Genomic DNA, 8,375 nt, shown 5'->3' on the forward strand with positions numbered 1-8,375 from the left:
GTGGTCACAGCGGTGGTCGCAGCGGCCAGATCGGCGTTGCCGCCATCAGGCGCTGGCTGGAGGCTGCCGAAGCTTCTTGCATCCATTCCCATCTTGCTCCGGCTCGCTGCCTCGGCCCCCTGCTTTGTCTTGCCTGCCCGATAAGGCCGCACCGCGTCCTTGCGATCCGGCAGAACAGGGCGGGTGCGACAGGCTGCCACAGGCTAAGCCAATGTGCCGTGCGAAGCAACTCCCTGCGCACAGCCAATTTCTGCTGTTTGTCCAAGGGGGCAACCGAGGTTACTGCGTTGTAATGCTTCCCTTTGTCGCACAGTTTCGCAGCGGCTCGTCAAGTGAGCTGGACAGAGATTTCTGACACGTTGGCCTGACAGGGAAGCCGTTATCTCGGTTGACAGGCAGGGGACGGGTGATAGGGTTTTAAGCCAAGGTTTTGAGGGGTTGAGGGCTTGTCCGCGTCACCGTCTACATCGGCGTCATCATCGGCATCGCGGCCGCTGTATACGCCCGAGGAGCGCGTGCGCCGCGATGGCACGAAATGGACCATGGTGCAGGGCCTGCTGGCACCTGTGCAATTCCTGATCTTTGGCATCAGCCTTTATCTGGTGCTGAGTTATCTGAACACCGGCGCAAATCACGATTGGGCCATATGGTCAATCGTGGTGAAGACATTGGCGTTATACACGATCATGATTACAGGCGCGATCTGGGAAAAGGTCGTGTTCGGACAGTATTTGTTTCACGAAAGCTTTTTCTGGGAAGATGTGTTTTCAATGTTGGTGATCGTGCTGCACTCGTTGTATTTGTTTGGATTGTTCACTGGCATTGCAGATGATGGTGTGTTGTTTGCAACAGCGCTGGCGGCCTATGCCGCCTATGTGATCAATGCGGCGCAATTTGTATGGAAATTGCGGCAGGCGCGATTGTCAGCGCCTGCGGGTCAGCAGCCAGACGCGCAGGCCGCTCGCGAGCGGCCCGCCCCGCAACTGGCGCACGCCGCATGAACGCGGTGGGCCCTGTGCCGGGCTGCGATGCCCCGCCGGTAGGCATCGATGGCGTTTTGCGCGAACGCGGCCAGCGCGAGGTGTTTTGCGGGTTGACCGGGATCATCTGGTTGCACCGAAAAATTCAGGATGCGTTTTTTCTGGTGGTCGGCAGCCGCACCTGCGCACATCTGCTGCAATCGGCAGCCGGTGTGATGGTGTTCGCCGAACCGCGGTTTGGCACGGCAATAATCGAGGAAAAGGATCTTGCTGGCCTTGCCGATGCCAATGAGGAACTTGACCGGGTGGTGACGCGCCTGCTGGCGCGCCGGCCGGATATCCGGATGTTGTTTCTGGTGGGGTCGTGCCCATCCGAAGTGATCAAGCTCGATTTGAGCCTTGCTGCGCAGCGGCTCAACAGTCGATTCATGCCGCGCGTGCATGTGCTCAACTACAGCGGCAGCGGCATTGAAACCACGTTCACGCAAGGCGAGGATGCTTGCCTGGCGGCGCTGGTGCCCGATCTGCCGTTCAGCGATGCTGAGCAGTTGATGATCGTTGGCAGCCTGCCAGACATCGTCGAGGATCAACTGACGCGGTTGCTGGCCGATCTGGGCATCCCCAGAATCGTTTCGCTGCCAGCGCGGCGCGCCGCTGAGATGCCGGCGGTCGGCCCCGGCACCCGCTATTTGCTGGCGCAGCCGTTTCTGGCTGACACCGGCACAGCGCTCGACAAGCGCGGCGCTGTGCACCTGCCCGCGCTGTTTCCGTTCGGCGCCGAAGGCACCACAGCCTGGCTGCATGCCGCAGCGCAAGCCTTTGCCGTGCCGCCCGCGCGCTTTGAGCAGGTGATCGCCATGCCGCGCGAACGTGCCCGCAAAGGCCTGGCGCTGTACCGGGAGCGATTGGCTGGCCGCAGCATTTTCTTCATGCCGGACAGCCAGCTCGAAGTGCCGTTGGCGCGCTTCCTGGCTGGTGAACTGGGCATGACGCTGGTTGAAGTGGGCACGCCCTATCTGCACAAGGGTCATCTGATCGACGAATTGGCCGCGCTACCGCCCGGTACGCGCTTGTCCGAAGGCCAGGATGTTGAAAAACAGCTTGATCGGGTGCGGGCTGCGCGCCCCGATCTGACGGTCTGCGGGCTTGGTCTGGCCAATCCGCTGGAACGCGAAGGCCTCACTACCAAATGGGCGATCGAACTCGTGTTTTCGCCGATCCATGGCTATGATCAGGCCGGTGATCTTGCTGAATTGTTTGCGCGGCCATTGCACCGCCGCGATGTGTTGAGGGTTTAGCGCATGCAGCTGACCGTCTGGACCTATGAAGGCCCGCCGCATGTCGGAGCCATGCGGGTCGCGACTGGCATGAAGCAGTTGCACTATGTGCTGCACGCGCCGCAGGGCGATACCTATGCCGATCTGCTGTTCACCATGATTGAACGGCGTGATCATCGTCCGCCAGTGAGCTACACCAGTTTTCAGGCCCGCGATCTGGGCGGTGACACTGCTGAATTGTTCAAGACAGCAGCGCGCGATGCCTATGCCCGGTTTGCGCCGCAGGCGATGATCGTGGGCGCCAGTTGCACGGCCGAATTGATCCAGGATGATCCGGCCGGCCTGGCGTCCACCATGGGGCTGCCTTGCCCGGTGATCCCGCTGGAGCTGCCGAGCTACAGCCGCAAGGAAAACTGGGGCGCATCCGAAACATTCTATCAGATCGTGCGCGCGCTGGCGGACAAGGATCGGCGGCCGCCGGCGGCGGTGAATGAAAATGGCCCGCGCCGGCCGCTGGCCAATCTGCTGGGGCCAACGGCGCTTGGTTTCCGGCACCGCGATGACGTGGCGGAAATCACGCGGCTGCTGGGGCAACTGGGCATCGATGTGCGGCTGGTGGCACCATTGGGCGCGACTCCGGCGGATATCACCGGCATCGGCGAAGCGGATTTCAACATCTGCCTGTATCCGGAAATCGCGGCGCAAGCCTGCGGCTGGCTGGAACGGACATTCCGGCAGAAAACGGTGCGCACCGTTCCGATTGGGCTGAATGCCACCCGCGAATTTGTGGCCGAGGTATGTGCAGCGGCGGGGATTGCAGCGCCGGCGGATCTGGATCAGGGCCGGCTGGGCTGGTGGTCACGTTCGATCGACTCGACGTACCTGACGGGCAAGCGCGTGTTCATCTTTGGCGATGGCACCCATGCCGTGGCGGCGGCACGGGTTGCATCCGAAGAGCTTGGTTTCAAGGTGGTTGGTCTCGGCTGTTACAACCGCGAATTTGCCCGCGAAGTGCGCGCGGCGGCGGAAAAATACGGCATCGAGCCACTGATCACCGATGATTATCTGCTGGTTGAAGAAGCCATCGAAGCCGCCGCGCCGGAACTGGTGCTGGGCACGCAGATGGAACGCCACATCGCCAAGCGGCTGCGCCTGCCATGCGCGGTGATTTCGGCCCCGGTGCATGTGCAGGATTTCCCGGCGCGCCACAGCCCGCAAATGGGCTTTGAAGGCGCCAACGTGCTGTTTGATACCTGGGTGCATCCGCTGGTGATGGGCCTCGAAGAGCATTTGCTCACCATGTTCCGCGACGATTTCGAGTTTTCCGATGCAGCCGGGGCCAGCCACCTCGGCCATGCCCCCGCTGCTGCTGCTGCCCTCGCGCCCGGCACCCACGATGGGGCCGGGACTGCCGATGTTCAAATTGCGGCGGGCACCGAAGCGGCGGCGCAGGCTGACGGCTGGACCGCCGAAGCGCTTGCCGAACTGGGCAAGATCCCGTTCTTTGTGCGCGGCAAGGCTCGCCGCAATACCGAACGCTACGCCGCGGAACATGGCCAGGCGGTCATCACCCGCGACACGTTATACGAGGCAAAATCCCATTATGCGCGCTGATACCCCGCCATCCCGGCAGGACCGGCCTGATCATTGCCATGTCGTGATCGTCACGCTGGACAATCACCTCTCGGGCTCGATCGACCGGGCGCGGCAGCGGTTTGTGTCGGCGGGCCTGCCGGTATCGATCGGTTTCCACGCCGCCGCCGATTGGGACAAGCCGGGCATGCTGGATGCCACGCGCGCCGACATTGCCCGGGCCGATATCGTGGTGGTGACCATGTTGTTTCTGGATGACCAGATTCGCATGATCAAGGATGCGCTGACAGCGCGCCGCGAAGCCTGCGATGCGATGGTCTGCCTGATGAGCCAATCCGATGTCGTGAAGATGACCCGGATGGGCGATTACCGCATGGACGCGCCGCCAAAAGGCCCGCTGGGTTGGCTGAAGAAATTGCGCGGCACCTCCAAGACCGGCGCGCCGAACAGTGGCGCAGCGCAATTGGCCGTGCTGCGGCGCCTCCCCAAGCTGTTGAAATTCGTGCCCGGCACGGCGCAGGATGTGCGCGCCTATTTCCTCACCCTGCAATATTGGCTGGCGGGCAGTGACGACAACGCCTTCCAGATGATTTCGGCGCTGGTCGATCGCTACGCCGCTGGCCCGCGCAAGGCGCTGCGCGGCCGCACCAAGGTGGAAGCCCCGCAGGAATACCCCGAAATTGGCGTGTATCACCCGGATTTGCCGCACCGCATGTCGGAGCGGCTGGCGGATCTGCCGCACCGCAAGGATGCCGTGGGCACGGTCGGCGTGCTGATGCTGCGCTCCTATGTGCTGGGCAAGGATGCCAATCATTATGACGGCGCCATCCGCGCGCTGGAGGCCAAGGGCCTGAACGTGATCCCAGCCTTTGCCGGCGGCCTCGATCAGCGTCCCGCGATCGAAGCACTGATGATGAAGGATGGCCAGGCCACCGTTGATGCCGTGATCAACCTGACCGGTTTCAGCCTGGTCGGCGGCCCGGCCTACAGCGACGCCAAGGCCGCTGAAGCCATTCTCACCAAGCTGGACCGGCCTTATATCTCGGCCCACCCCGTTGAGTTCCAGACGTTGCAGCAGTGGGGCAGCAACCGCCAGGGCCTGTTGCCGCTGGAAGCCACTATCATGATCGCCATTCCCGAATTGGATGGCGGCACCCAGCCCATGGTGTTCGGCGGGCGCAGCGATGCCAGCGGCGAGGCGTGTACTGGCTGCTCGCGCGGTTGCGTCTGGTCGCCATCCGATGGCGTGCGCGCCATGCAAAGCTGCCCGGAACGCGCCGAAGCGATGGCCGACAAGCTGCTGAAGCTGGTGCAACTGCGCCGCGCCGCCAACCGGACACGCAAGCTGGCGGTGGTGCTTTTCAACTTCCCGCCCAACGGCGGTGCAGCCGGCACCGCACAATTTCTCAGTGTGTTCGAATCGCTGCATCGCAGCCTCGAGCGGCTGCGGGCCGATGGCTATGATGTCGAAGTGCCGGCCGATGCCGAAGCGGTGCGCCGCCGCGTGCTGGACGGCAATGCCATGCAATATGGCCAGGAAGCCAATGTGCACGCCTTTGTGCCCGCAGAAACCATCGTGGCAACTGAGCCCTATCTGGCCGAAATCGAAAAGGAATGGGGCCCAGCGCCCGGCAAGTTTCAATCCGATGGCCGCAATGTGCTGATTACTGGCGCGCAATTCGGCAATGTCTTTGTCGGCATACAACCGGCCAATGGTTATGAATCCGATCCGATGCGGCTGCTGTTTGACGGCCGCTTTGCGCCCACGCATGCCTTCATGGCGTTTTACCGCTGGATACGGAATGATTTCGGCGCGCACGCCGTGATCCACTGGGGCACGCACGGCAGCCTGGAGTTCATGCCCGGCAAACAGACCGGCATGACCATGAGTTGCTGGCCGGAACGGATCATTCAGGATCTGCCCAACATCTATCTTTATGCCGCCAACAACCCATCCGAAGGCGTGCTTGCCAAGCGGCGTTCGGGTGCCACTCTGGTGTCCTATCTCACGCCGGCCTTGACCAATTCTGGGCTCTACAAGGGGCTTTCGGATATCAAGGCGAGCGTTGATCGCTGGCGCGCCACCGAACCGGGCAGTTCAGATTTGCCGGGCCTGGAAGAAATCATTGCCGAGCAAGCGGCCGCCATGGATCTGGATGGCAGCGATGTGTCGAAACTGGCGGCCAAATTATACGAAATCGAACAGGAATTGATCCCACAGGGCCTGCACGTGTTTGGCGCAGCCGAGAGCGAGACTGCTCGCATCGATATGCTGTCGGCCAGCGCGCAGGCGCGCGGCGAGGCCATCGACCGGGACACGATCGAAAAGCTGATCCATGGCCGCATCGTGCCCAACACGCCTCTGCTGCGGGAACTGGCCAGCCTGAACGCCGCGCTGTCGGTCAACCACGAGATGGACGGGTTGATCCGCGCATTGGATGGCCGTTATGTGCCGCCGGTGGCCGGCGGTGATATCCTGCGCGATCCGGAAATCCTGCCGACGGGCCGCAACATCCACGGTTTTGATCCGTTCCGGCTGCCGTCAGCCTTTGCCTGCAAGGATGGCAGTGCGCAGGCGCAGCGTATCCTCGACCGCGCGCTGGAAGATGCCGGCAAATTGCCCGAAACCATCGCCATGGTGCTGTGGGGAACCGACAATTTGAAAAGCGAAGGCGCGCAGGTGGCGCAGGCGATGGCGCTGATGGGCGCCAAGCCGCGCTTTGACAGTTACAATCGCCTGGCGGGCGCCGAGCTGATCCCGCTTGAGCAGCTGGGCCGGCCGCGTATCGATGTGCTGATCACCATGTCGGGCGTGTTCCGCGATTTGTTGCCGCTGCAAACCAAGATGATGGCCGAAGCAGCGCTGCTGGCCTCCGAAGCCGATGAGCCGGCGCATCAGAACTTCATTCGCAAGCACAGCCTATCGTATCTGGAAGAACATGGCTGCGACATGGCCACGGCGTCGCTGCGCGTGTATTCGAACGCCGAGGGCGCTTATGGGGCCAACGTCAATCTGCTGATCGATTCGGCCGGGTGGAGCGATCCCAACGAGCTGGCTGACTGCTACGAAAAGCAGAAGGGTTATGCCTATGGTGTGGACGGCAAGCCCAAGCGCCAGCCCGGCCTGCTCGCCAGCGCCTTGAAGACCGTCGATTGCGCCTATCAGAACCTCGAAAGCGTCGAGCTGGGCATCACCACCATCGATCAATATGTCGATACGCTGGGCGGCATCAGCCGCGCCGTCACGCGCGCCAAGGGCGGCGAATCGGCGCCGGTGTATATTGGCGACCAGACGCAGGGCAGCGGCAAAGTGCGCAGCTTGCAGGAACAGGTCGCGCTGGAAACCCGTACCCGCACGCTCAATCCGGTGTGGATCGAGGCGCAGCTGAAGCATGGCTATGAAGGTGTGCGCCAGGTTGAAGCGGCGGTGACCACCACCATGGGCTGGTCGGCCACCACTGGTCAGGTTGACCCATGGGTGTATAGCCGGATCAGCGAAACCTATCTGCTCGATGATGCGATGCGGGCGCGCATTGCCGAGATGAACCCGCGCGCTGCTGCCAAGATTGCGAGCCGTCTCATCGAAGCGGCGGATCGCAATTATTGGCAGCCGGATGCTGCAACGCTGGCGGCGCTTTACGCTGCCAGCGATGCAATCGAAGATCAACTTGAAGGCGTGGCCGCATCAGGGCCTGCCGCCGGTTCCTTGGCGGCTTAGGGAGTATCAAGAGATGGCAACGATCCTGAAAAATCGCACTGGAACTGGTGATGGCGAAGGCAGCGTGCAAGTCACGCTCGATCCCAGCCAGAAGATCGAAGGCGCCAAGGTGTTTGCGGTTTATGGCAAGGGCGGCATCGGCAAATCGACAACATCGTCCAATCTGTCCGCGGCTTTCTCCTTGCTCGGCCAGCGCGTGCTGCAGATCGGTTGCGATCCCAAGCATGACAGCACCTTCACGCTGACCAAGAAATTGATGCCCACCGTGATCGACGTGCTGGAACAGCATGATTTCCACCACGAGGAATTGCGGCCCGATGACTATATGTTCCAGGGCTTCAATGGCGTGATGTGCGTGGAAGCCGGCGGTCCGCCGGCTGGCACCGGCTGCGGCGGCTATGTCGTGGGGCAGACCGTCAAGCTGCTCAAGCAGCACCATCTCCTCGAAGATACGGATGTGGTGATTTTCGATGTGCTGGGCGATGTGGTGTGCGGCGGCTTCGCGGCGCCGTTGCAACATGCTGACCGGGCAATTGTGGTTACAGCCAATGACTTCGATTCGATTTTTGCAATGAATCGCATCATGGCGGCCATCCAGGCCAAAGCGAAGAATTACGACGTGCGGCTGGCAGGCTGCATCGCCAATCGTTCGGCAGGCACCGATGAAATTGATCGGTTTTGCGGCGCGACGGGGATTAACCGGCTGGCGCATCTGCCCGATCTCGATGCCATTCGGCGGTCGCGCCTGAAAAAATGCACCATCTTCGAAATGGACGAAACGCCCGAAATCATTGCCGCGCAAAATGA

Annotated in this window: 5 protein-coding genes; all 5 read left to right on the forward strand. The window is 62.0% G+C overall.

All coding sequences use genetic code 11. From position 1 onward, the window contains the following. Positions 1–446 precede the first annotated feature (446 nt). The gene (gene bchF / locus ABWP50_RS06395) at positions 447–1,001 is read left to right on the forward strand and encodes a 2-vinyl bacteriochlorophyllide hydratase (RefSeq protein WP_353217159.1); all 555 of its coding nucleotides are present in this window, start codon (positions 447–449) and stop codon (positions 999–1,001) included. After that, the gene (locus ABWP50_RS06400) at positions 998–2,278 is read left to right on the forward strand and encodes a ferredoxin:protochlorophyllide reductase (ATP-dependent) subunit N (RefSeq protein ID WP_353217160.1); all 1,281 of its coding nucleotides are present in this window, start codon (positions 998–1,000) and stop codon (positions 2,276–2,278) included. The genes bchF and ABWP50_RS06400 overlap by 4 nt, the downstream gene beginning before the upstream one ends. Positions 2,279–2,281: 3 nt before the next feature. Next, entirely contained in the window at positions 2,282–3,871 is a 1,590-nt protein-coding gene (gene bchB / locus ABWP50_RS06405) for a ferredoxin:protochlorophyllide reductase (ATP-dependent) subunit B (RefSeq protein ID WP_353217161.1), read from the forward strand. Then, positions 3,861–7,568: a magnesium chelatase subunit H gene (locus ABWP50_RS06410; protein ID WP_353217162.1), complete on the forward strand. Its 3,708-nt coding sequence runs from the start codon at positions 3,861–3,863 to the stop codon at positions 7,566–7,568. Before bchB ends, ABWP50_RS06410 begins: the two co-directional genes overlap by 11 nt. A 13-nt stretch (positions 7,569–7,581) precedes the next feature. Continuing rightward, positions 7,582–8,375 (forward strand): ferredoxin:protochlorophyllide reductase (ATP-dependent) iron-sulfur ATP-binding protein (gene bchL / locus ABWP50_RS06415; protein ID WP_353217163.1); only part of this gene is annotated, 794 nt, incomplete at its 3' end.

Source organism: Sandarakinorhabdus sp. (assembly GCF_040398645.1).
GTDB lineage: Bacteria > Pseudomonadota > Alphaproteobacteria > Sphingomonadales > Sphingomonadaceae > Sandarakinorhabdus.

What these genes read in the sequence shown, in the direction of transcription:
- ABWP50_RS06400 (WP_353217160.1), top strand. Translation starts at nt 998, where the DNA reads ATGAACGCGGTGGGCCCTGTGCCGGGCTGCGATGCCCCGCCGGTAGGC.
- bchB (WP_353217161.1), top strand. Translation starts at nt 2,282, where the DNA reads ATGCAGCTGACCGTCTGGACCTATGAAGGCCCGCCGCATGTCGGAGCC.
- ABWP50_RS06410 (WP_353217162.1), top strand. Translation starts at nt 3,861, where the DNA reads ATGCGCGCTGATACCCCGCCATCCCGGCAGGACCGGCCTGATCATTGC.